The following is a 23,435-nucleotide window of genomic DNA, read 5'->3' on the forward strand; positions in this document are numbered from 1 at the left end:
CCTACAAATCAACAGTTAGCTAATCGCAACCGGGAAGATGGAACCGAGGATCATCGCGCCTAAAATCGCGCCGCCAGTAATCGGCTTCTGCCAGATATAAAACAGCAGCGCGCCCACCAGAGAGCCCAGACCAATAGGAATCGATGCCGTCATGGCGCTGAGGATAATCAACGGCCCCAGAAAACGGCCTGAAGTGTTACCGGCCCCCATCATGACGTCCGCTCCGTACGTGGAGTCGCTCTGATTGATGGTGAACTTACGCGCCAGAATAATGATGTAGCCAATCGCCAGGCCAATCACCAGACCGGTTATCAGCGAAGCGATAAAGTTCGCCACCGGGAAGACAAAGCCAGCCCCCAGCAGTAACGCCGGAACCCCTAAGCCCACGCCAGTCTGAATTGCCCCGCCGATATCCAGAATTCCGACCAGCGAACCTTCGATAATGCGGGCAAATAAAAAGCTGGCGCCGAAAGCGGCGACCGCGCCGTAGACGCCGGTATCCATCCCCGCTTTCAACATCGCCACAAAAGCGACTTCGTTAAATGCGCCGATACCGTACAGATAGTACATGTGCGTCCCGGCGAAAACGCCGGAGGAGAGCAGGCCAACAAAGATCGGGAACGACCAGTCGGCATACCAAAAACCTTTATTCTCTTCCATTGTGGCCTCCGTTATTTGCCGCTGAGCGAGTTGTGGATCAGTTCAAGCCAGTTCGGTACCGTCATGTTGAAAGACTCGATCATTTTCATGTCGAAGCCGCGGAAGAATCCGCTCAACACAAACAGCAAAACGATGGCGACCATCATCACTTTGGTGACATGGTTCCAGCCGCTCTCTTCTACGCCTTTGCCGATCAAAATACCCAGCACCAGCCCCGGTACGGCGTTCCCCATGATGAGCTGCGCCGCGCCGCCGAAAACGGTGGCCCAGAAGCCCGATTTTTTACCAGCGTCGATCGCCGCTAACCAGAAGATCACAGGCATGACGATGTTGACCAGCAGGTTTGCCGCCGGTACCAGCACCTTAACCGCCGTCACCTGTAGCGCTTCTGGCACGGATGAGGCGGTCAGGTTAAGGAACGTCACGACGATCATGCCGATGACGGCGCAGGCGATCGCCATTTTTTTCGGATCGTGCAGCGTCTCGCCGACGTTACGGTTTTTGATCATTAGCGCCGCCGCGCCCCAGTTAGGGATGATGCGGTGATCGACATCCTGGGTGAACGATCCGGCCGCCACAGACGACGCCCAGGCGTTAAAGAAGAAACCCAGCCCAAAGGAGAAGTGAGATGCCGGGTCGCCTTCACAAGAGTTGAGTTCGCCCAACGTACGGAACGCGCCCATCCCCTGCGTGGTTGGCGCGTGAAACATGCGTGCAGCCCCAGCGCCCACCCCTACGCCGACCAGCGCGCCGATAATGAGCGATTTAATTAGTATTATCAGGAACATAACTATGCCTTTTTAATAAAAATCAGCGTTTCGCGACGAAATCCACCCTGTCGAGATTGATGGCGGTCACGTTGACGGTCACATCCAGCTCCACGCTGTAAGTGCGTCGTTCCCGGCGCAAAAAGAAAAACAGAAAGGCCTCTTTACGCACCGACTCATGCGCCTGAACAATCCGCACATCCTGTGGCTCAATACGCAGTAAGATATACGGCGACTCTCTCATCACCGCCGACTGAACATGGTTCAGCGCATCGGCAAAGGCGCGTGCTTTGGCGTCGCCCTTGCCTTTTACTCTCACCGTGGTGGTGAATTGCTCTTTCATCATCAGGCGCCGTATTTCTTTTGCCACGCCTGCACCAGGCGCTCGCCGAGCTCTTCTTTATCCATAAAGCCGAAACCCAACACGTTGCAGCCTTCATTGATAGCGGTGACGCCTTCATCCACTGACCGCATTCCATATTTGGCTTTGTAGCCATGCTTGTTTTGCGCGGTGATAGCGCCCGCGCCGCCGCTGCCGCAAAATGAAATGCCGAAGGTGGCGTTTTCCGCTTTCATCACATCGCCCAGCTTCATGTCTGCCGCGACGCCCGGTACGACGACCGCGCGACCGCCCGCTTTTTCCACGCCTGCCGCTACTTTCTGGCCTTTACCCAGGCGATCGCCAATCACGACGGTAATCTGTTCCATTTTTTGCTCCTTAGAGGTTGTCTTTCGCGACTTCAAAATGTACCGATAATAGCCAGGCTTCTTCGTCAGGAAGGTTGCCAAACGCCGCCACGATTTCGCGGGCGAGCGCCATTGATTCGGCTGAGATTTCATCAAACAAGCTGGCATCGACTTCCGGTAAAGGCTCGCCGGTAATTGACCGGTGCGCCATCGCGCGAACGTGCGAGGTCAGCATTTGCGTCTGTACCGCATTGGGGACAATGTGATGCCGCCCCAGCAGGCCATCCACCTGCGTTAACACCTGTTCAGCCAGTTCGTTAATTCGCTCACCGGCATCGTGTTTTACTGCTCCGTTATCCACGCGTCTCACCCCGTTAATGGCAATGAGATAAAACTAGCGGTAAGGGTTAAAAGTTTGTAGCGAGTTATTTTCCACCTCGAAGTGGAAACGCGAGTGGGATAGGTGATCTGCGCCACAGAAAAGGCGGCATTAATGAATTATCGCCGGGAAAGTGTGAGATCTATCGCGGCATAAAGAGGAAATAGCGTGGCAGAAACAAACAATGACGTTGTCGTATAAAGTGAGAAAGTGTGATGGGTATTACATTTTGCCGGATGGCGACCTGCGGATAAAGCGAAGCCGCCATCCCACAAAAATTAACGATACTTCTTATGATACGTATTGCGGGTGGTTTTTAGCGCTTCCGCCGCCGCTTTCGCTTCTTTAACGTTACCTTCGTTCGCCAGCTTCAGCGCGCCATCAATTTGGCCGACCAGAATGTCAAAACCGTGACGAAAATCCTTCATTTCCGGGCTATCCGGCGCTTTATCTTCCAGCTTTGGCGGCGTAGCTTTTTGAGCATCCAGCGCGGCCGCGCGCATTTTGGTTAATGCCGCTTTCAGCTCAGGGGCACTATCCGTTTTCTCAACAACTTTCAGGTTATCATTGAGAATATCCATATTATCTTCAAGATCGGCAGCAAAAACAGCCGAACCGAATACCAGCGATGACACAGCAAGAATAGCTAACAGGCTTTTACGCATTGCTCACTTCCTTTTTTATTATTAACGATAAGTGTAATACCCTGAATAATTCGGGTCGCAGGCAGCCAACGCGCCTGCAGCCTGAAGTATGACGGGTATTATTGTCCGGCGATTTTCATCTCCGGTAACAATACCGAACCACACTGTATATTACTGCGCGTTTCAATATCATCACCCACGGTGACAATATTACGCCACATCTCTTTTAAATTACCGGCAATGGTAATTTCACTTACCGGGTACTGGATTTCACCATTTTCAACCCAGAATCCCGCAGCGCCGCGGGAGTAGTCGCCGGTAATACCGCTGACGCCCTGGCCCATCAGTTCCGTCACCACCAGGCCGGTGCCCATCTCTTTTAGCAACTGCTCAAAGTTCAGCCCCTGCCCGGCGATACGCCAGTTATGAATGCCGCCGGCATGACCGGTACTTTTCAGCCCCAGTTTGCGGGCGGAATAGTTGGTCAGCAACCATTGCGTCAGTACGCCATCCTTCACAATGTCCCGGCGCTCCGTACGCACGCCTTCGCTGTCGAACGGTGAAGACGCCAGCCCTTTTAGCAGATGCGGGTGTTCTTCGATGGTTAACCATTCAGGCAGAATTTGTTTGCCCAGCGAGTCGAGCAGAAAAGTGGATTTACGGTATACCGCGCCGCCGGCAATCGCCCCGACCAGATGACCAAATAGCCCTGTCGCCACTTCATTGGCGAAAATGACCGGCGCTTTCATAGTGGAGAGCTTGCGCGGCGACAGGCGGGATAAGGTACGGCGCGCGCACTCGGCCCCGACCCATTCCGGCGCTTGCAGATCCGCCATTGCCCGGCCGATGGTGTAAGCGTAATCACGCTCCATATCGCCGTTCTCTTCGGCGATGACGCAGCTTGAGAGCGAATGGCGCGTGGAGCAATATCCCTGCAACATACCGTGGCTGTTGCCGAACACTTTAATGCCGTAATGGCTGTTAAAACTACCGCCTTCGGTATTGGTGATGCGTTTATCCGCCTTTAGAGAAGCCTGTTCCGCACGCGCGGCCAGTTCAATGGCTTCGTCTGGCGTAACCTCTGCCGGGTGGAACAAGTCCAGATCCGGCGCGTCAAACGCCAGCAGTTCTTTGTCCGCCACGCCTGCGCACGGGTCCGGCGACGTGTAACGCGCGATATCCAGCGCGGCCTGCACGGTACGGGCAATCGCCTGCGGGCTTAAATCTGTCGAAGAGGCGCTGCCTTTGCGGTTCTGGTGATACACCGTAATACCCAGCGCGCCGTCGCTATTAAATTCGACATTCTCTACTTCACCATAACGGGTGCTGACGCTAATGCCGGTGGTCTTGCTGACGGCGACTTCCGCCCCATCCGATTTGCCTGAGGCTAACTCCAGCGCTGTCGAAACTGCTTCTTCCAGAATCTTACGCTGCGCTTCAACTTGTGAGATTACTTTCATTGCAAATGCCATAATGTAGAGAGAGTTTCTCTGAAGTCTAACAGAGAACCGTTTTTCAGTGCGCATCTTAACTGGTAACATTAGCCTCTTTTTTTAAGGAGCCTGACATGACAAAGCAGCCCGAAGACTGGCTCGACGACGTTCCCGGTGATGACATCGAAGACGATGAAATTATCTGGGTCAGTAAAAGTGAAATTAAACGCGATGCCGAGGAATTAAAACGCCTGGGCGCGGAACTGGTGGATCTGGGGAAAAACGCGCTGGATAAGATCCCGCTGGATGCTGATCTGCGCGACGCCATTGAACTGGCCCAGCGTATCAAAATGGAAGGACGCCGCCGCCAGTTGCAGCTTATCGGAAAAATGCTGCGCCAACGCGACGTTGAACCTATTCGCCAGGCGCTGGACAAGCTGAAGAACCGCCATAATCAGCAGGTGGTGCTGTTTCACAAGCTTGAGCATCTGCGCGATCGTCTGATCGTCGAAGGCGATGACGCGGTAGCCGAAGTACTGACCCTGTGGCCGCACGCCGATCGTCAACAGCTTCGTTCATTGATCCGCAATGCGAAGAAAGAGAAAGAAGGCAACAAACCGCCGAAATCAGCGCGTCAGATTTTCCAGTATCTGCGCGAGCTGGCGGAAAACGAAGGGTAATTGCCGTAAATGACCGCGCCAGCCTGTGGCGCGGTACAGGCAAATCCACCCTTTTTTAACGTCCGAGTAACTCCCGCTCGATCCGCTCGCGCGTTTCCACCGCCTGAACACTCATTTTTTCAGGATAACCAAACAGCGACGTGGTGATAATTGCCTCACCGCCCACCTTAAACGTGCGGTTTGCAAAATCCATTTCACGCAGCGCCTGGAATAGCGCGTCAAAATCAACCTCACCTTCTCCCAGCCCGATGTGCTGATGAATCGTCGCATTCACGCCAGGCGGGTTCATGATATAGCGGCAGGGAAGCGTGTGGTTGTGCGTATCGGCCAGCAGAACATGCGAAAGATCGGCCCCGGCATAGTTCAGCATCCTTGCGACGTCGCCCTGCCCTTTATCGTAAAAGAAGCCATGCGGTGCGCTGTACAGATAGGTCACGTTATCACTACGCAAAGACTGCACCATGTCGACCGTCTCATCGTTCAGTTCGCAGAAATCCCAGGGGTGAGACTGAATTTCGATTCGAATTCCCTCTCGTTCCACGATCGGCAGCAGTTCCTCCATGGAGCGATACCACATCTCTTCACAAATCTCCGGCTCATCCGGCGTCCCGGAAAGCTCGGTATTAATCACCTGTACGCCCATATCAACGGCAATCTCAATCATCCGCTTCCAGTTGGTTACCGCGGCGCGCCGACGCTCTTCATCGGGGCCGGACCAACGATAAACCACAATAAATGACGAGATTTCCACACCGTAGTTCTGCAAGGCGCGTTTATACTCCTGCATGGTATCGCGACCAGCTTTAGGGTGTTTATAAAACGGATTAATACGCGGGTGCGGCGACTGCTCAATATATTTATACCCCCACTCGGAAACCTGCCGTACCATTTGGGTAATGGGTAAATGTTTAATAACATCGACATCAAAAGCAATTTTCATTGTAAATACCACGCTGCGGAAACTGAAAACGGTCACCTGGAAATTAGCTGTATCATTGCAACAGCAATGACACGCTGCGATTAATTTGTTCCTCTATTTCCGCCTCACTCCAGGAAGCCAACTGGGAAGAAAAAGGTTCAAAAGCGTAAATACCGCGATATCCCATATTTTCCAGACGCTGCACCTGCTGGTAATTCTGCATTACATCCTTTTCACTCAGCATAATACGCTGCTCATCAGCCAATGCTTCCGTTGGTCGGGTGTCTTCCACACCGGACAAATGCACCAACCCGATAGCAGAAATATCAATGCGCGACGCAAACTCCTTTTCGGCCTCTTCGTACAGATGATGATGGAAGGTATCCAGCAAAACCTTAAAGGGGGAACCTGCTTCCCGGATCAGTTGCTGAGCCCAGACGGCAGAACGCAGCGAACTTACGCGGAATCCCAAAGGTTCAACCAGCCCCTGAATATCATACCGGGCAAAGAGATCGCTCAGTCGTTTTATTGCCTCAACCGTAACCTCCGGCGGCACAATCGTTCCATCATTCAGCGGACAAAGAACTAATGCCCGCGCGCCGACTCCCTGCGCGTCTCGTAATAATCCTTCCGTTTTTTTTACTACCTCCTCGGTCAGTTGGTTGAAGGGATAGACCGCATTAATTGTGACAATTTCAAGTCCATACTTTTCTGCCAGGTTACGCACCTGATTATAATTCAAGTCATCAGTAACGCTGCCGCTAGGCATATCATTACGCAATTCCACTTTATTAAACTCAAGACGTTTAACCAGTCGAAAGAATGCTTCTATACTTAGACCCGGTGCAATTTTCCGGTTAATACAAAACCGTGTTTTTTCGATATTCATTATTTTCTCCCTGAACGTATATGAGTGGGTAAATAACCGTAATCCGTTAGTACAATTTAACGTAGGGTGAAAAAACCGGCTTTATCAATCTTGATAAAAACCGGTTTAATTTAGTGATGAACATCACAGGCTATAAGGGATTTTTGAAGAATATTTGAAGCTATTTCTCGCCAGGCACTTTAAGAAACTGCACCAGGATGCCGCTGAATAAATAGAGCCCCGCCATAGTATACATCACCACGCCGGTGCCGAACCCTGCCAGAACGGAGACCAGCGCTGGCCCAACGAAATTCCCCAGGCCGGAGCCAAAGTTCACGGCCGAGTTCGCCGCCCCCTTCTTATCCGGCGCCATCATCGGCACCAGCGGCGTCATTGGCACAAAGCCAGCCAGCCCGGCTCCCCACAAACACATCGCCAGCATAAAGGCGACATAGTTATGCCCCCATATCATCGGCACCCAGTAAACAATCAGCGTAGCGACACCGGTCAGGATGCTGCCAAAAATCTGGATGGTTCGGCGAAAACCAATTTTATCGCCCATCCAGCCAAAGATAATGTTGAAGACCTGGTTAGAGATAAAGGTAATCCCCCAAATACTCGCCCATTCCTCAAGCGTAAAGTGCTTATCCAGCAGAAACAGAGGTAATACGACAACAAAACCATAGGTGCCAAGACCGTTAATAGTTTTGACAATCACCGCCAGACCGATCCGTGGCCGTTCATACATAATGGAGATACCCGCAGATAACTCTTTGAAGACCGGCGTCGTTCGCGGTTTCAGAATGAATTCATTGCGTTCCAGCACCAGCATGAAGAGAACCCCCAGCAGCGCAACGCCCATCCCGGCCCACATCACGTTGATATGCCCCAACGCAGGAATTAACGACGCCGCCACCACCGGCCCAATGATGGTAAAACCAAGGTTATAGACCACCCAAAACAGCGAGGTGCCGATCCCTTGCTGGTGATTATCCAACTGGATGGTCAGGCGTACCAGGAAGGAGTAACAGACCAGCGGATACCCCACGCCACGCAGCATATAGGTCACGAGAATGGCGCCAAAATCATGGCTGGGTAGCGCAAAGTTCAGAAACGCGACGGAAGCCAGAAGATAGACGATAAAACCGGTAACCATCACCTTTTTAGGACCAAAAACGTCCACACAGACGCCGGATAGCCAGGAGGTAATCGCGACCACAATCCCATACCCGGCAAAAATCTGCCCGATATGCGCCTGATCAAACCCCTGCGTATTTAACCAGGCAGATAACCAGCTGTTCTCAATACAGCCGCCCAACATAAATAAAAATGTTCCCAGGTAGCTCCAGATAAACTTACCTGGTTTTATATAAAATGTCTGGGGCAGCGTTGCCTGCATTTCTTTCATTTTATTACCCTCGGTATAGAAAAGCTCTCACACTTTCAGTGCGAGAGTTTATTCATTATTAACAGATGCAGTTAAAGATAAATATCGCTTGTTATTTTCACCGGCAGCCCGCTTTTTAATGATTGCTGCGCGGCAATAGCGATACGCTGGGCCAATAATGCGTCTTCGCCGGTACAGACAACCGGCGTATGATGCAGGACTGAATCAATAAAGTGTAATATTTCCGTTCGGTAAGCTTCGCGATAACGAACCGTGAAATCAGGAAGAGGATTTTTCATTATGCAGTGCTGGCTGTTGAAAACTTTCACCGTCGATTCACTAACGTTATCCGCATACGCCATCCCTTCTGAGCCAAAAACCTCCACCCGTTGGTCATAGCCATATACCGCCCGACGGCTGTTATCAATGAGCGCGTAGCCGCCGTTTCTGAAAGTCAGCATCACCGCAAGCGTATCAACATCATCAATATTTTTCAGGCTGGGATCAATCAGCGTATTGCCCTTAACATAGACTTCGCTGACTTCATCCTGCATCATAAAACGAGCCATATCAAAGTCATGCATGGTGAAGTCAAAAATCAGACCGCCAATACGTTTGATCAGATCATGGGGTAGCAGGTCCGGATCGCGGGAGGTGATTTTTATCATCTGGGGCCGACCAATCTTGCCGCTGCGCACCAGCTCAAAGACCTCGTGAAACTGAGGATCAAAACGGCGATTAAAGGCAACCTGCAGCGTCACCCCCTTCTCTTTCACTTTTCTCAGCACCGCCATTGAGGCCTGCTCATCCTCATTCATGCTGAGCGGTTTTTCACAAAAAATGTGCTTCCCCGCCTGCGCTGCCGCCGTGACGATCTCTTCGTGCATATCCGTTGAGGTGAAAATAAAAACTGCCTCTATATCATCACGCTGTAAAAGTTCCTGATAATTTTTATACCCTGAAGTTATATTTACCGAATAAAGCCAATCGCTCATCTCCTCAATAAAATAATCGGCGGCGCAGATAATATCTAATTGAGGCAGTAAATACATATTCTCAACATGCATTTTACCTACCCGACCGAGGCCAATAACACCACATCGAAGCTTTTTCATTCGTACCTCTTAATCTCATGAATAGTAAATTTAAAACCGCAAAAGAAAAGCATCCGTAATTCTGCGAAAAACGGATCGTTTTATTTTGCCGTTCTGAAAAGCAAACAATGCGTTGACGCTGTATCGTTCAGGTTGCAGAACAATAACCACACTTCTGCAACCTGAACGACGGCAAATTAATCAGTACTGCCGGGCGTGTCCGATATGTTCTTCAAGCATACGCGCTACCGCCTGGATACGTTCGCTACGGGATACCTGCGCCCCACCAACGCGCCACCAGCTCAGGTACTTATGCACCATCGTTTTGGGAAGCACTTTTATGTCTATCAGCGTGCTCACGGTCTGTTTACGAGCATCTTCCAACGCTTCATGCAGTTGTTCAATGGTGGTGACGCGATAGCTTTTACAACCATATCCTTCAGCGATGCGAGCGAAATCGACCGGGATAAACCCGCCTTCCTGACGACCGCTCTCCTGCTGATGGAAACGAAACTCGGTGAAGTAACTGTCCATACCGTGTTCCATTTGCAGATTATTGATACAGCCGTTGGTCATGTTATCGAGCAAAATGACGGTAATCTTTTTCCCCATCTGGACGGAAGTGACCAACTCAGAGTGCAGCATCATGAACGAACCGTCGCCCACGAAGCTGTACACCTCGCGCTCCGGCTGCGCCAGTTTGGCCCCCAATGCGGCATTGACTTCGTAGCCCATACAGGAGTAGCCGTACTCGACGTGGTAATCATTCTCGCCGCGGCTTTGCCAGACACGCTGGAGGTCGCCCGGCAGGCTGCCCGCCGCCGCCACCACCAGCGCGTTTTCCGGCAACATCCGGTTAAGCACACCCAACACGCGCGTCTGGGTCAGCCACGACCGCGTAATCTCATTAAACTCTTCAAACACCTTTTGAGTATCCATATGATCCTCAATTTCAGGTTTGAAGCCCTCTCCGCTATATTCCACAGCATAGACGCGCTCAACTTCCGCCATATATTGCGAGCGGACGCGGTGAATAGTCTCACCCCATTGCGAAGCATAATGCTCCTGGGCCAGCCGTTCGCTAAGCTGCGTCAGGGCGACGCGAGCGTCACCCTGCATCTGTACGCCATCCAGCTTGAAGACATCAAAGCGGCTAACGTTGATATTTAAGTAGCGCACGTCGGGATTCTGGAAGATCCACTTTGAGGAGGTGGTGAAATCGGTATAGCGCGTCCCTACACCGATAATCAGATCGGCCTCCTGCGCCAGCAGATTCGCCGCCAGTGAACCGGTTTCGCCAATCCCGCCGACGTTCAGCGGGTGTGCAGAACTGAGCGCTCCCTTGCCAGCCTGGGTTTCAGCAATCGGCAGATGACAGCGTTCGGCAAATCTCAGCAGCGCCTCTTCAGCCTGCGAGTACTTCACGCCCCCGCCGCAAACGATCAGCGGCCGCTGGTGGCGGCGAATCAGCGCAACCGCCTCGTTCAGCATCGGCTCCGTCGGCGCGTGACGCTCAAGACGATAGACCCGGCGAGCGAAAAAATAATCCGGATAATCCCAGGCTTCACCCTGCACATCCTGTGGCAGGCAAAGCGTCACGGCCCCCGTATCCGCCGGATCGGTTAACACCCGCATCGCGCTGATACAGGCGCTCATTAGCTGTTCCGGACGCGTAATGCGATCCCAGTAGCGGCTAACTGCACGGAAAGCGTCATTGGTGCTCAGCGTCAGATCGTGTTCTTGTTCAACCTGTTGCAAAACCGGGTCGGGTTGACGCGATGCGTACACATCGCCCGGCAGCAAAAGCAGTGGAATACGGTTAGCCGTCGCGGTCGCCGCTGCGGTGATCATATTGGCGGCCCCTGGCCCCACTGAGGAGGTGCAGGCATAAATCTGATGGCGACGCATCTGGCGGGCAAACCCCGTCGCGATATGCGCCATTCCCTGTTCGTTACGCCCTTGATGAACGCTAAGTTGGCCACAGTCCTCTTCCAGCGCTTGCCCCAATCCGACGACGTTCCCGTGGCCAAAAATGGCGAAAATCCCTTTTACAAATTTGATTTCGCTGCCGTCTACGTCGATGTACTGATTATCAAGAAAGCGCACCAAAGCCTGCGCCATGGTCAACCTGATTGTTTTCATGTACCCCACCTGCTTTTATCAACCGTTCGGCTGTCGTTGCCTGCTTATGCATCGCTTCAGCCCCAAAAACACAGAGACTTATCATAGGATCAAAATTTCCGTTCTCACAATTATATGGAATTTATATTTCATTTATGGGAAGGAGATCAAAAAACGGTTAAAAAATTTCGCCATTTAGGCGTATTTTTCATGAAAATGAAATTTATCTTCCATGTGCTTTTAAAAGAAATAAAACATTAATAATCAATCAATTAAAACAAAAAACACAACAAAAAACGATCATACGCGTTGCCCGGAAATGCCATTTCTGTGATCTTGTTCAAACAATAAATGAAAACATTATTTCCATTTTTATTGAAAATGAAATCACCAAACCTTAGTATGGGCAAAAATAACACCGTCTTCTGTTAGGGGATATGTCAATGAATAAAGCAGTCAGTAGTGAGCAAAAGCCGCTGGACGTTATCTGTCTGGGACGAGTCGCCGTTGATTTGTATGGTCAACAAATCGGGTCGCGGCTGGAGGATATGACGACTTTCGCTAAATATTTAGGGGGATCGTCAGGCAATGTTGCCTACGGCACGGCCATTCAGGGATTACGTTCCGCTATGCTGGCCCGCGTCGGCGATGAGCATATGGGACGTTTCGTTCGTGAAGAATTAAACCGCGTTGGTGTGGATACGCAGTGCCTGCTGTCGGATCGCGATCGTCTGACCGCGTTGGTGATCCTCGGCATTAAAGATCAGGACACCTTTCCTCTGATCTTCTACCGCGATAACTGCGCGGACATGGCGCTAACACCTGAGGATATCCGCGAAGATTACATCGCTTCTTCACGCGCATTAGCCGTCACCGGCACCCATCTTTCTCACCCCAATACGCGCGCCGCCGTTCTTAAAGCGCTGGAGTATGCGCAAAAACACGGGCTGCGGCGGGCACTGGATATCGACTACCGCCCCGTACTGTGGGGCCTGACGTCGCTAGGAGACGGTGAAACACGTTTCATCGCCTCATCACAGGTTACCGAACAGCTCCAGCAGGTATTGCGCCATTTCGATCTGATCGTTGGGACCGAAGAAGAATTCCATATCGCCGGCGGCAGTACCGACACGCTGACCGCCCTGCGGCGCGTCCGTCAGTTGACCCAGGCCGTACTGGTGTGCAAACGCGGCGCGCTGGGCTGCTCAGTCTTTGAAGGCAACATCGCCGATGACTGGTCGCAGGTGAAGATACATAGCGGCGTTCGTGTAGACGTTCTGAACGTGCTGGGCGCGGGCGATGCCTTTATGTCAGGACTGCTGCGGGGATACCTGAACGATGAAAGCTGGGAGCAAGCCTGCCGTTATGCAAACGCCTGCGGCGCGTTAGTGGTATCGCGCCACGGTTGTGCCCCCGCCATGCCAACCAAAAAAGAGCTGGACGACTACCTCGCGCGTGAACAATCCATCACCCGGCCAGACAAAGACCCGCGGCTGAATCACCTTCATCGGGTCACAACCCGTAAACAGCACTGGCCGGAGCTGTGCGTATTCGCCTTTGACCATCGCAAGCAACTGGTGGATATCGCAAATGAAGTCGGCGCCAGTGAATCCGCGATCCCTCCCCTGAAGATGCTACTGCTGGAAGGGGCGCGTCAGGCGGCGCTTGAGGCCGGTTTACAGAATAATAGCGGCATCCTTGCCGATACCACTTTTGGTCAGCAGGCGCTTAACGACGTGACCGGCCAGGGATGGTGGATTGGCCGACCGGTTGAGATGCCCGGTTCGTATCCGCTGAAGCTGGAACATGGCGATATTGGCTCTCAGCTTGTCAGCTGGCCGCAAGAGCACGTCGTGAAATGTCTGGTCTTCTATCATCCACTCGATGCAGAGTCGGTACGTCTTGAACAAGAGGCGCTCATTGACGAGGTTTACCGCGCCTGCTGCCAGTCTGGTCACGATCTGCTGCTGGAAGTCATCTTGCCGCGCGATGCGGCAGACCAAAATGAGCAATACTATCCTCAGATTGTGGAACGTTTTTATCAACTGGGAATCCTGCCGGACTGGTGGAAACTGCCGCCGTTAAGCCCAGATCGTTGGCGAGAAATCAGCCAGCATATTGAGCATTATGACCCTGAATGTCGCGGTATATTGATACTTGGCCTGGACGCACCGGAAAGCGAGTTGAAGTCAGGATTCGCCGCAGCAGCGGATATGCCCTGGGTGAAAGGTTTCGCCGTCGGCCGGACCATCTTTGGCGAACCGTCACGCCAGTGGTTAGGCGGCCAGCTTAACGATGAACAGCTCATCGCAACGGTGAAACAAAAATATCGCATGCTTATCGACTACTGGCGCGAATACCGCCCGGCACGTTAATGCCTGCCTCATCACGCCCCGTGTCTGCATCGGACAAGGGGCGTGTTCAAGGACGATTCCATGCCAGCTCTCACACAACATTCCACATCGATCACGCTGTTTCGCATCAGCGCCGCGATGTTTCTCAACTATCTGACTATTGGCATCCCGTTAGTCATGCTGACGCTGTACGTTCAGCAGCAGTTGCATCTGAGCGATCTGTTGATCGGTATCGCGGTAGGCAGCCAGTTTATCGCCACTTTGCTTACCCGGGGCGCCGCGGGTCGAAAAGCCGACACGTCAGGCGGACGTCGGACGGTTATCACCGGTCAGTTCTACTGCGCCGCATCAGGTCTGCTGATGCTGGTCAGTCTAATCGCTCACCCGGTTCCGCTGCTCGCATGGGCCATACTGATTGTTGGTCGTGTGCTGCTGGGCATCGGTGAAAGTTTCATTTTGACCGGTAATTTAACCTGGGGGATGTGGCTGGCGGGCTCGACCCACGCGGGTCAGGTTATTTCCTGGAACGGCATGGCAACCTACGGTGCGCTGGCTATCGGCGCGCCGCTGGGGCTGTCGCTTTACGCCAGGGCCGGCCTGGCGCTTCCGGCGCTCCTCGTCGTGCTGTTGCCGATCATCGCCAGCGGAGTCATCTATGGCATTCCGGGGAATATCCCAACAGCCCGTCCCCGCGTGCCAGTGCTACGGGTAGTCGGCCTGGTGTGGCGGCCCGGAACAGGGCTTGTGCTCCAGGGCATTGGTTTTGCCACCCTAAGCGCGTTTACCGCCCTCTGGTTCAACGAGCGTCACTGGGATAACACCGGTTTTGCGATGACGCTGTTTGGCATTGCGTTTATCGCTGTCCGTTTTTTCTGCGCCAAATTTCCCGACCGTTACGGCGGCGCCACGGTCGCAACCTTTTCACTACTGGTAGAGGGGACCGGACTGGCGGTAATGTGGGCCGCCCCGTCAGCAGGCGCTGCGCTGATTGGCGCGGCGATTACCGGCTGCGGCTGTTCGCTGATGTTCCCATCGCTGGGCGTAGAGGTTGTGCGCAGAGTGCCACCGGAGATTCGTGGTACGGCCCTCGGCGTCTGGTCAGCGTTTCAGGATCTGGCCTACGGATTTACCGGACCAATAGCGGGCCTGCTGACGCCGTTTATCGGCTATCAGCAGGTCTTTCTTCTGGCCGCGGCCTGCGCGCTGCTGGGCGCGGCGGTTGTCCATCTCCTGCTGCGGCAACATTAAGCTGTTAAGAAGGGGCGAGTCTTTTCCGCCCCTATCGCAAAGACTTCGCTGGCCGCCATCTGCCAGTAGCCAGGGTTAAACAGTTCCAGCGAACAGATCCCCTCATAGCCCTTCTGCACTAGCTCATGCGTGATCTCATGCAGTGGGATCACGCCGTTGCCAGGAAACAGACGATGGCAATGCTCCAGCGTTGCCAGCGGCAGATTATCGGCGTCATCAATATGGTAAACGAAGATCTTTTCCACAGGGATCTGGCGAAGCGTGGTCAGATCCCGCCATTGATCGTGCAGGTAAAGATTAAAGGCATCGACGACCAGCCCGACGTTACTGCGATCGACCGCATCTACGATCTCCATCGCCATGGCAAGACTGCGCACACAGCATCCTGCGGAACCGATCGGCTCAAAGGCCAGCCGCATCTGGCTTTCTTCCGCCACTGCCGCCATCTCGCGCAGACGCTTCACTGAATCTTTCACCGTTTCCCCTGGCGGAAAATTTCCCCCCTGACGAATGGTGGGCACCACAACCAGACAATCACCCCCCACCACTGAGCCAGCATGGCAGGCGAAAGCCAACTGCCGCCGTTTCTCCGCCCAGCTTTCGCTATCACAAAACGTAATGTCTTCCAGCGAATTGTAGCCCCAGGGCTTAAGGTGGCCGACGGCAAAAATGTCTGCCAGCTCGCTTAACGTATGTTTCTGCAACCACTCCTGCAACATATCCAGACGGATTTCGATGTAGTCATAGCCAAAACGTTCCGCCAACACAACATCCTGTGCCAGCGTGGAGTTTCGCATACAGGTCGCTTCATTAAATCCCAGCTTCATCATTCAGATCGACTCCTGCCGCCATAGCAACGTACTGGCGCCTGACGGCGGCAGCGTTAACGCGATTTCTTTATCGCCATCCAGCACCCGGCAACGCCTTTCCTGGACATCGCGGTTATACACCACCAGCACACGCTCGCCGTCGGGATTCACAAATCCCACCTCTTCCAGAAGATTATCGTAACTTGAAGAAAGCATGACCCTCGCCCCCGGACGCACATAGCGGCAGAAGTGGCCAATACCATACCAGGAGTGGTTACGCCGCAGCACGTCGTTTTGCGCATCGTATTGAATGGGCGCTTCACACAGATTACCCTGATGATTCGGCCCCCCCTCACTGTTCAACAGCAGATTCCAGTCGATAAACCCGCTACAACCCGATTTGAAATTACCAATCATGTCATGGAGATAGGTATGCCAGTGGCGAATCTGGCTACCGGCATCGCTCTCCATTGGCACACAGCCTTCGGAAAACAGGAGTTTTTTATCCGGCAGGCACTGGGCCAGATACTGTATTTGCGAAAAATGGTCGCCGGTATACCAGTGGAATGCCAGCCCGTTAATTCCCTTATAATTAGCTTCGTCAGCAAAGGCGAGTTCAGCCCAGTCCACCAGGCCATCTTTATCGTGATCCCAGATATAGATCTCCATCTCATCCATACCCTGCCGGGCGAGGCGCGGACGCAGATACTGCACGGCAAAGGCTGTCTCCTCTTCCACGCTATACAGACAGGAGTCCCAGGTTTTTACCGCCACCGGCTCATTCTGCACGGAGAGCGCCTGCACATTAATGCCGTGGCGGCGGTATTCCAGCAGGTAGTTGATAATGATATCGGCCCAGTCGGCGTAGCATTCGCGCCGCAGCTTGCCGCCACCGTTCATATCGTTATTAGTTTTCATAAACGCCGGCGGACTCCACGGCGAAGCCATCAGCTTCATGTGTGGATTTAACCGCAACGCCCCGGAAATCAGCGGTATTAAATGCGCTTCATCGCGGGAAAAGGAGAGCCGTCCCTGCAGCAGGTCAGCGCTGGAATCGACATACGCGTAATTGCCCAGGGAAAAATCACAGCTCTGAATTGGCATCCGCGCCAGAGTGTAATTATGTTCCTGAGCAGAAAAATAAAGGGAAAGAAATTGCGCCTTCGTCTTTTCGCTCATGCTGTTGAATACCACGCCCGCACCTTCGGTAAAGCTGCCGCCGAATCCGTCAATCTGCTGTAACGTGTGGCGCGGTAAGACGCTGATTAATTCACTGCAATCACGCTGACGATGCGAAAAAGAGACCGCACGCTCAACAAGGAATTGCTGACGATACGGATCGGAAGAGATGAGTCTGCCTTTCATAGGGAAGTTCCGGATAAAAGAAGATAATAAATTGTGATATGCCGGATAGGACGCTTAAGCATCGCTATCCGGCAGAAGGTTTTAATACGCGGAAGGTTTATTTGTAGAAATCAGGTTTTGAGGGTAATTCAACAATCTCGGTATTCCCTGTTTCCTGAGACTTCACGCAGGCATCAGCGGTAACCGCAGCCAGATAACCATCCCATGACGTTGGGCCTGCCGGCGGCAATCCTGCGTTCAGGCGATCGAAGAAATCCTGGAACTCAATGTCGTAGGCATCAATAAAGCGCTGTTTCCAGTCAACCAGGATATCGGTGCTATACTTCGCCGCTTTCCGTACCGCGGCGCTGGCGACGGTTGGCAGCTCCGCCATTCCTTTCTCGCCGGTAACATCGCAGTGAATGTCATAGCCATACTGGCAGTTCACAAACACTTCAACCACAATATTGATGCCGGAGGTGGTTTCCATTACAACCAGCTGCGGATCACGCAGAGTGGTCACCAGGCTGGACTGACGCGGGAAGTAAACCTTAACGGTTTTATAATCTTCGTTAAGCAGCCAGTGCATAACGTCAATTTCATGAATCAATGTTTCATAGATAGCCTGTGGCGTTTTGTATTCTGGCACCGTGCTGGCATTGTAATGACGTCCATGAACCATTAATGGCTGACCGATTTCGCCGCTGTCGATAATATTTTTCAGCTGAACGTAACCTTTGTCGTAGCGGCGCATAAAACCAATCTGCACCATGCGCTTACCATTTTTCTGCTCTGCTTCAATCACACGCTGACAATCCGCAGCCGTCACCGCTAGCGGTTTTTCACAGAAAACATATTTGTTAGCATTTAGCGCGGCAACGGCTACATCGGCGTGCGCCTCATTTGATGCGGTAATGATGACCACTTCAACGTCTTTATCATTAATCAGATCGTGATAGTCATTATAATCTTTGGCTTCGATCGCATACTTATCCAGCGCCGCCTGCGCCCTACCCGCGACGATATCACATACGGCAACAACCTCTACACCCGACACGGTGTTGGCCAGACGTCTTAAGTGATCGGAGCCGATCATGCCGATACCTACAATACCTGCTTTTAAAGTCATTTTCTGTTTCCTTTTCAATTAAAGATAATTTTTCAGTAACTCATCAATATGCTTTTTACCTTTTTGCGCATATTCCAATGGGTTATATTTCTTAGGATCCTGCTCGGCCTCAACAACAATCCAGCCAGAATATTGATGCCCGACCAGATAAGCTAATACGGATTTAAAATCAATATTTCCATCGCCGGGGACGGTAAACACACCATCAAGGAAAGAATTGAGGAATGATTTCTTCGCGAGGCGACATGCTTTGAGTTTTTCATTACGCACATCTTTAAAATGAACGTGTTTAATACGATCAAAATGTTTACTCAGTAGCGGCATGACATCGCCGTCAGAAACATATATATGCCCGGTATCAAACAGCAGATGTACAAATTGCGGATCGGTATTCTCCATGAGTCGATCCACTTCTGGCAGAGTCTGCACACCGGTGCCCATATGATGATGGAAAGCGAGCTTCAGCCCGTGCGCATTGGCAATCTTCCCAAGCGCATTAAGTCCTTCGCATAAAAGCTGCCATTCGCTGTCGCTGAAGTTAGGCTTCTCTGTATAAACGCACTTATCGATAATGCCTTGAATACTATAAGTTTGTTCAGAAACAACGGCGACATATGCATGTATTGCCTGCAAATAAGCACAATGCTGTTCAAAAGCATTCATCGCAGATGCAATACCATCGCGAATAATAAAGGAAGAAAACCACTGGCCTGGTATTTCCAGTCCGCGAAGCATTAACTCTTTATTTAACTCAGCAGGATCCTGCGGATAACAACCGCCAACTTCCGTCCCGGAAAAACCGGTGAGCGCGGCATCACTAAGTATTTGTTTATATGTATTTTCTTTACCAATCTCAGGAATATCATCATTGCGCCAACCGATAGGCGCAATCCCCAACTTAATGCTCTTTTTTACATTGTACATGTTGCTGGCTCCCACTTAATGAAACGCTTTTACTGCATACCGCGATGCAAATTAACCTTTGATGGACAACATATTACTTTTTGTAGCCTGAAAAACTTTATCTATCCTGGTTGAAGAAGTGGGATAAATGCGTCAGGTATCACAAAAAAATCATCACTCTTTAATGATATTGCCAGACTTTTCGCGCTATAGATAAACGCATAAAATATACCGACAAATAAAAAAATGGCCGCAGTATTGCGACCATTCTCATGACGATTAAATTTTAGCAAGCATTAATATTCAAATAATAAATAATTAGCTTTACGATAGTCCTTGCGATATTGACCGGGCGTTTTCCCCACTTTATTTTTGAAGTAATTTTGAAAATGACTAAGGTTGCTAAAGCCAACACGATAGGCAATAGAGGTGATCTTTTCGCGCCCGCCTTCATCCGTGGTTAGTAACGATTGCGCCTCCCCCAGCCTACGTTTTATCAGGTAATCCATCGGTGAATAACCATAGCGGCGTTTAAATTCATGGGAAACATAATAAGGACTGACATTAAATTTCGTCGCCAGTGTATCCAGCCGAATTGGCTCATAGAAATTGCGATCAATATAGGATTTTATTGAATCAAGTAAATTTTCATGGCGCTGTATGGCATCGTTACCTGTGCGCAATAAGACATTTCCCTCAATGTATTTGAGTACTACCTGGGTCAATAGCTGCGCCATTGCTGGCCCTTCTACCGCATGCTGATTAATAACGGTAAACACGGAGCTCATCAGTTTTTCCACCGTCGCATAATGGTGATACAGTGGAATAACCGGCACAATATCATCCGGTATTAGCGCATTCTCACGTAGACCCGGACACGAAATATTGTTAATCCCACAACAAATAGTGCCAATTGGCCGCCCGCTTTCCAGATACTCATCATGCACCACCTGGCTGTTATAAATGACCAGGTCGCCTTTACGAACCGGGTAGATGCGATCGCCAATGAAATACTCTCCGTCTCCTTCGGTGATAAGAATCAGTTCAACGGTCTGTGGGTGCATATGCATGAACCGGACAAACGGACCATTGCTCTCACTGACCTGACTCACATACGCCAACTGGGGCTGAGCCTTATTCTCTCGTTCTGAAGGACAGAAGCACAAGCGCATGATTTACCCTCCAATATCCGAAACTGTGGTGCCGAAACACCCCTGAAATTTGAATTTTTATACCACATCAAATGAAACAAAAATGCTATATAGATCATAATTTTTTCCAAATCTTTCCTCGTCACAACAGACAACCATTGATACCGCAACAAATAAAAACAATAAAAATCAATAAGTTAATTAGATTTTTGGTTTCTTACTGCACATACCCTCGTATAAAAATCAGCCGTCAAATTTTCAAAATAAAATTTCATAAAAATAAATTTGAAATTTTTAATCCTAAAATTTACATTGAATACGGTATGCGTTTTAGGCTGAAGATAACCAGGCTTTCCTGTGACCGCTCAGTCAGAACGTCGTCAACATCGGTTTAAGAGGATAAAAAAGAGATGGAAACAGTCGGCAATTTTATTCATGGTAAAACGACACTGAGCAGCAGCGGCGAGACGCTACCGGTGACTAATCCGGCCACCGGTAAAGTAATTCGTCAGGTCACCCAGAGCACCCGAGAGGAGATGCTGGCGGCAATTCAAAGCGCACATGAGGCTTTTCCGGCATGGAGTAAAATGACTCCGCTACGCCGGGCACGTATCCTTTTTGAATTCAAAGTATTACTGGAAAAGCATCGGGACGAACTGGCGGCGCTGATCGTCAGCGAGCATGGCAAGGTCTGGTCAGATGCGCTTGGCGAACTGACGCGCGGCATAGAGGTTGTCGAATTTGCCTGCGGGATCCCGCACCTCAGCAAAGGAGAGTACTCCTTTAACGTCGGCTCAGGCGTTGACAGCTTTTCATTAATGCAGCCGCTTGGGGTTGTGGCAGGCATCACACCGTTTAACTTCCCGGCAATGGTGCCTATGTGGATGTTCCCGGTTGCTCTGGCTTGCGGCAATACCTTCGTCCTGAAACCGCCCGCACTGGTGCCGTCCGCATCGTTACGTATGGCGCAGCTTCTGCAGGAGGCTGGCCTGCCGGACGGCGTGTTTAACGTTGTTCACTGTGGCAATGAGGCGGCTAGCCTGTTGACCAGCGACCCTCGCGTACAGGCCGTCAGCTTTGTCGGTTCCTCCGCCGTCGCGGAACATATCTATACCACCGCCAGCGCCCATGGCAAACGCGTACAGGCCTTCGGGGCCGCCAAAAATCACGCAATCGTCATGCCGGATGCAGACCTGGACGCCACCGTCAACGCCATTATGGGCGGAGCATTTGGTTCCGCGGGCGAACGCTGTATGGCGCTGCCGGTAGTGGTCGCGGTGGGCGATGAAACGGCGGACCGTCTGATCGAACGCCTGAAACCGCTGATTGCGGCGCTACGTATCGGCCCGGGAGAGCTGCGCGGCAAAGATGAAAATGAAATGGGCCCGGTTGTTTCACGTGCTCATCAACAGAAAGTGTTGGGTTACATCGACAAAGGAGTTAGCGAGGGAGCAACTCTGGTCATGGATGGCCGCAACTATAGCGTGGCGGGATATCCTGAAGGCTTTTATGTCGGCGGCACTCTGTTTGATAACGTCACGCCTGAGATGACCATCTGGCGTGAAGAAATTTTTGGCCCGGTTCTCGGAATTGTGCGCGTCCCGGATTATGCCACCGCCATTAGCACGGTAAACTCCCATGAATTCGGCAACGGCAGCGTGATTTTCACCACCAACGGTCACTATGCGCGCGAATTCGCCCAGTCGGTTGAAGCTGGGATGGTCGGTATTAATATTCCAGTTCCGGTTCCGATGGCATTTCACTCTTTTGGCGGCTGGAAGCGCTCGGTGTTTGGCGCCCTGAACGTCCATGGGCCGGATGGCGTGCGCTTCTATACCCGGATGAAAACCGTTACCTCGCGTTGGCCGAACGGACAGCAGATCGTATCGGAGTTCAGTATGCCGACTCTCGGTTAATACGCTTTCAGGAAGGAGAAGATTATGGCCAACTTGCTGAGTACCTGTACCTCTGAGTCGGGAAATATCCAACACATTTCCCCTCAAAATGCAGGCTGGGAGTATGTCGGTTTTGATGTCTGGCAGTTGAAGGCTGGAGAGTCGATAACCCTGCCGTCCGATGAGCGTGAACGCTGTCTGGTGCTGGTTGCCGGGCTGGCCAGCGTTAAGGCCGCCGACAGTTTTTTCTATCGGATTGGTCAGCGCATGAGTCCGTTTGAACGCATTCCGGCTTATTCGGTTTACCTCCCCCATCATACGGAGGCGAAAGTGACAGCCGAAACCGACCTTGAGCTGGCCGTATGCAGCGCGCCGGGATTCGGAGAGCTTCCGGTACGTCTGATCTCGCCACAAGAGGTCGGGGTAGAGCATCGGGGAAAAGGGCGCAATCAGCGCCTGGTGCATAACATCCTTCCTGATAGCCAGCTCGCCGACAGCCTGCTAGTCGTTGAAGTGTACACTAATGAAGGCGATACCAGCTCCTGGCCCGCGCACAAGCACGATACGGCAGTTGAAGGCCAGGAGACCTATCTGGAAGAGACGTACTATCACCGTTTCAATCCACCTCAGGGATTCTGCTTACAGCGCGTCTACACCGACGATCGCAGCCTGGATGAATGTATGGCGGTCTATAACCGGGATGTAGTGAAAGTACCTAAGGGCTACCACCCGGTTGCCACCATCGCGGGTTACGATAACTACTATCTGAACGTGATGGCCGGCCCGCTACGAAAATGGCGTTTCACCTGGGAAGAGAACCACGCGTGGATTAACTCACCAGACTACCCGCGATAACACTTCGTTGAGTGGTACTTTGCCAGCCGTCCTCTGCGGCTGGCTTTTTTATTCAACTCTGCGCCACACACGCTCATAAGATCGCTATCCGCCTGCTCTTAAATTATT

At 51.7% G+C, this 23,435-nt stretch carries 23 protein-coding genes; 6 read left to right on the plus strand and 17 right to left on the minus strand.

Going from position 1 to position 23,435, the window contains the following annotated elements; genetic code table 11:
- Positions 1–15 precede the first annotated feature (15 nt).
- The 7 genes from ACH0VJ_RS07155 to pmbA form a co-directional block, all read right to left on the minus strand.
- The gene (locus ACH0VJ_RS07155) at positions 16–660 is read right to left on the minus strand and encodes a DUF4310 family protein (RefSeq protein WP_000392128.1); all 645 of its coding nucleotides are present in this window, start codon (positions 658–660) and stop codon (positions 16–18) included.
- 11 nt (positions 661–671) lie between these two features.
- A complete protein-coding gene (locus tag ACH0VJ_RS07160) occupies positions 672–1,448 on the minus strand; it encodes a DUF4311 domain-containing protein (RefSeq protein ID WP_000478578.1) in 777 nt (258 codons plus the stop codon).
- Between the two features lie 22 nt (positions 1,449–1,470).
- Entirely contained in the window at positions 1,471–1,773 is a 303-nt protein-coding gene (locus tag ACH0VJ_RS07165) for a DUF4312 family protein (RefSeq protein WP_000975187.1), read from the minus strand.
- The gene (locus ACH0VJ_RS07170) at positions 1,773–2,135 is read right to left on the minus strand and encodes an SFCGS family glycine-rich protein (RefSeq protein ID WP_000435389.1); all 363 of its coding nucleotides are present in this window, start codon (positions 2,133–2,135) and stop codon (positions 1,773–1,775) included. The genes ACH0VJ_RS07165 and ACH0VJ_RS07170 overlap by 1 nt, the downstream gene beginning before the upstream one ends.
- 10 nt (positions 2,136–2,145) lie before the next feature.
- Positions 2,146–2,484: a glycine dehydrogenase gene (locus tag ACH0VJ_RS07175; protein WP_001255103.1), complete on the minus strand. Its 339-nt coding sequence runs from the start codon at positions 2,482–2,484 to the stop codon at positions 2,146–2,148.
- 287 nt (positions 2,485–2,771) lie between these two features.
- On the minus strand, positions 2,772–3,158 hold the full coding sequence (cybC, locus tag ACH0VJ_RS07180) for a cytochrome b562 (protein WP_001232231.1): 387 nt from the start codon (positions 3,156–3,158) through the stop codon (positions 2,772–2,774).
- A gap of 98 nt (positions 3,159–3,256) precedes the next feature.
- Complete coding sequence (gene pmbA / locus ACH0VJ_RS07185; protein WP_000852994.1) at positions 3,257–4,609, minus strand: metalloprotease PmbA; 1,353 nt, start codon at positions 4,607–4,609, stop codon at positions 3,257–3,259.
- A gap of 95 nt (positions 4,610–4,704) precedes the next feature.
- Here pmbA and yjgA point away from each other — a divergent pair, with 95 nt between their 5' ends.
- Positions 4,705–5,250 carry a ribosome biogenesis factor YjgA gene (gene yjgA / locus ACH0VJ_RS07190; RefSeq protein WP_000166262.1) on the plus strand — a complete coding sequence of 182 codons (546 nt, stop codon included), beginning with the start codon at positions 4,705–4,707 and terminating at the stop codon, positions 5,248–5,250.
- A 55-nt stretch (positions 5,251–5,305) separates the two neighbouring features.
- Here yjgA and iolH read toward each other — a convergent pair whose 3' ends face one another.
- The 5 genes from iolH to iolD all read right to left on the minus strand — a co-directional run bounded on the left by iolH (position 5,306) and on the right by iolD (position 11,660).
- Positions 5,306–6,190: a sugar phosphate isomerase/epimerase IolH gene (gene iolH, locus ACH0VJ_RS07195; protein ID WP_000683955.1), complete on the minus strand. Its 885-nt coding sequence runs from the start codon at positions 6,188–6,190 to the stop codon at positions 5,306–5,308.
- A gap of 52 nt (positions 6,191–6,242) precedes the next feature.
- A complete protein-coding gene (gene iolI2 / locus ACH0VJ_RS07200) occupies positions 6,243–7,058 on the minus strand; it encodes a 2-keto-myo-inositol isomerase IolI2 (protein WP_001019386.1) in 816 nt (271 codons plus the stop codon).
- Positions 7,059–7,218: 160 nt separating this feature from the next.
- Positions 7,219–8,445, minus strand: a complete 1,227-nt coding sequence (locus tag ACH0VJ_RS07205; RefSeq protein WP_000661780.1) for an MFS transporter — start codon at positions 8,443–8,445, stop codon at positions 7,219–7,221.
- Positions 8,446–8,516: 71 nt separating this feature from the next.
- Positions 8,517–9,539, minus strand: coding sequence for a D-chiro-inositol-2-dehydrogenase IolG2 (gene iolG2 / locus ACH0VJ_RS07210; RefSeq protein WP_000736098.1), 1,023 nt, complete (start codon positions 9,537–9,539; stop codon positions 8,517–8,519).
- 180 nt (positions 9,540–9,719) lie between these two features.
- Positions 9,720–11,660, minus strand: coding sequence for a 3D-(3,5/4)-trihydroxycyclohexane-1,2-dione acylhydrolase (decyclizing) (gene iolD / locus ACH0VJ_RS07215; protein ID WP_000849476.1), 1,941 nt, complete (start codon positions 11,658–11,660; stop codon positions 9,720–9,722).
- A gap of 416 nt (positions 11,661–12,076) precedes the next feature.
- Here iolD and iolC point away from each other — a divergent pair, with 416 nt between their 5' ends.
- Positions 12,077–14,014, plus strand: coding sequence for a 5-dehydro-2-deoxygluconokinase (iolC, locus tag ACH0VJ_RS07220; RefSeq protein WP_014343940.1), 1,938 nt, complete (start codon positions 12,077–12,079; stop codon positions 14,012–14,014).
- A gap of 60 nt (positions 14,015–14,074) precedes the next feature.
- Positions 14,075–15,241, plus strand: coding sequence for an MFS transporter (locus ACH0VJ_RS07225; protein ID WP_079833527.1), 1,167 nt, complete (start codon positions 14,075–14,077; stop codon positions 15,239–15,241).
- Here the strand turns inward: ACH0VJ_RS07225 and iolI1 are convergent.
- From iolI1 to reiD, 5 genes are all read right to left on the minus strand, one after another.
- Entirely contained in the window at positions 15,238–16,071 is an 834-nt protein-coding gene (gene iolI1 / locus ACH0VJ_RS07230) for a 2-keto-myo-inositol isomerase IolI1 (RefSeq protein ID WP_000976927.1), read from the minus strand. The genes ACH0VJ_RS07225 and iolI1 overlap by 4 nt on opposite strands.
- A complete protein-coding gene (gene srfJ, locus ACH0VJ_RS07235) occupies positions 16,072–17,415 on the minus strand; it encodes a lysosomal glucosyl ceramidase-like type III secretion effector SrfJ (protein ID WP_000678387.1) in 1,344 nt (447 codons plus the stop codon).
- 97 nt (positions 17,416–17,512) lie between these two features.
- Positions 17,513–18,523, minus strand: a complete 1,011-nt coding sequence (iolG1, locus tag ACH0VJ_RS07240; RefSeq protein ID WP_000172704.1) for an inositol 2-dehydrogenase IolG1 — start codon at positions 18,521–18,523, stop codon at positions 17,513–17,515.
- Between the two features lie 18 nt (positions 18,524–18,541).
- Positions 18,542–19,462, minus strand: coding sequence for a myo-inosose-2 dehydratase (gene iolE, locus ACH0VJ_RS07245; RefSeq protein ID WP_012601329.1), 921 nt, complete (start codon positions 19,460–19,462; stop codon positions 18,542–18,544).
- A gap of 260 nt (positions 19,463–19,722) precedes the next feature.
- Entirely contained in the window at positions 19,723–20,547 is an 825-nt protein-coding gene (gene reiD / locus ACH0VJ_RS07250; protein WP_000332219.1) for a myo-inositol utilization transcriptional regulator ReiD, read from the minus strand.
- A 122-nt stretch (positions 20,548–20,669) separates the two neighbouring features.
- Between reiD and ACH0VJ_RS07255 the strand changes: the two genes are divergently transcribed.
- From ACH0VJ_RS07255 to iolB, 3 genes are read left to right on the plus strand one after another with little or no spacing between them, the layout of a single operon-like run.
- Positions 20,670–20,972, plus strand: a complete 303-nt coding sequence (locus tag ACH0VJ_RS07255; protein ID WP_071588223.1) for a hypothetical protein — start codon at positions 20,670–20,672, stop codon at positions 20,970–20,972.
- A gap of 15 nt (positions 20,973–20,987) precedes the next feature.
- Positions 20,988–22,493, plus strand: a complete 1,506-nt coding sequence (gene iolA / locus ACH0VJ_RS07260; protein ID WP_000450729.1) for a malonate-semialdehyde dehydrogenase IolA — start codon at positions 20,988–20,990, stop codon at positions 22,491–22,493.
- Between the two features lie 24 nt (positions 22,494–22,517).
- A complete protein-coding gene (gene iolB / locus ACH0VJ_RS07265; protein ID WP_000002010.1) occupies positions 22,518–23,327 on the plus strand; it encodes a 5-deoxy-glucuronate isomerase in 810 nt (269 codons plus the stop codon).
- Positions 23,328–23,435: the final 108 nt, after the last annotated feature.

The organism is Salmonella sp. 2020_1459, assembly GCF_043847915.1.
Lineage (GTDB): Bacteria > Pseudomonadota > Gammaproteobacteria > Enterobacterales > Enterobacteriaceae > Salmonella > Salmonella enterica.